2 protein-coding genes are annotated in these 1035 nt (G+C 46.4%); both read left to right on the top strand.

Translation table 11 applies throughout. The annotated features are described in order from the left end of the window. Positions 1-227 precede the first annotated feature (227 nt). A complete protein-coding gene (locus F6K53_RS45290; protein ID WP_293087740.1) occupies positions 228-584 on the top strand; it encodes a hypothetical protein in 357 nt (118 codons plus the stop codon). After that, positions 544-912 carry a transposase gene (locus F6K53_RS45295; RefSeq protein WP_293087743.1) on the top strand — a complete coding sequence of 123 codons (369 nt, stop codon included), beginning with the start codon at positions 544-546 and terminating at the stop codon, positions 910-912. Before F6K53_RS45290 ends, F6K53_RS45295 begins: the two co-directional genes overlap by 41 nt. Positions 913-1035: the final 123 nt, after the last annotated feature.

The raw sequence follows: 1035 nt of genomic DNA on the forward strand, positions 1-1035 counted from the left end.
TTACGCCTAATGTGAAATAGACAAAAGGAAAAGGAAGCTCGAAGATGGAAATGTCACTAGCCATCATCGACTCCCTATGAATAGTATAGACATTCCCACCCTGTTCACTACCATTTTTGTGCTGGTGGATGACTGGTATCAACAAACCATAGAGCACAGTAAACCAATACTAGCGCTTAGCAAAACCTCTTTTTAGTGACTCAGAAATATTAACGTTGTTGTTAGTGATGGATTATCTACCCTTTCCTGGAGAAACCCAATTTCTCGGCTTCATACGAGCAAATTACTTAGAGTGGTTCCCTAAATTGTTAGACCAAAGTCAGTTCAATCGTCGGGTGCGACGACTAGAAGGAGTACTTGAACAACTGCGAAGGTTTTGGGTGACACAACTCGGAGTCCATGGGGAAGATTCTTTTGTGCTTGATACCAAGCCAATTCCGGTGCTCGGACTCAAGCGAGATAAGAGACACAGTAACTTTACTGGCAGCGCCACTGCGGGTTGGTGTGCAGCAAGGCAGATGAACTATTTTGGTGACAAGGAGCGTGTTGCTCGCCACTTGGCTCGGAGTACCCATTGCCTATGACAAAGTTCCAGCTCACACCGATGAACGTCAAGCGGCCGAAGGTGTTTTAGAGGCGGTGCGTGGATGTCATATCTATGGAGACAAAGGTTTCATTGGCACCGAGTGGCAACAACACATAGCACAGCGCACGGGCAACTGCATCTGGACACTCAAAAGAGTTAATCAACACCAACAACATACCCCACAGCTTAATCGTTTTATATCCCGCATTCGCCAGCGCATCGAAGGAGTGTTTCACGTTCTTCAGAACACTGGACTTCACCCGGAGCGTTTACTCAACAAAACCGTTGCTGGTTTGTGCGTCCACATTGCGGCACTTGATGGCTAGTCACACTCTGCGCCTTTTGCTTCGTCGTCACTACCACATCGAAGTTTTGACTTTTTCGGTGTGCTGAAAATTACTTCCTTTGTCCCATGTAAGCGATCGCCCAATTTAATTCACATTAGACGT

The organism is Moorena sp. SIO4A1, assembly GCF_010672065.1.
Taxonomy (GTDB): domain Bacteria; phylum Cyanobacteriota; class Cyanobacteriia; order Cyanobacteriales; family Coleofasciculaceae; genus Moorena.

Coding starts and splice junctions, on each gene's coding strand:
- F6K53_RS45290 (WP_293087740.1), top strand. CDS start 228: ATGGATTATCTACCCTTTCCTGGAGAAACCCAATTTCTCGGCTTCATA.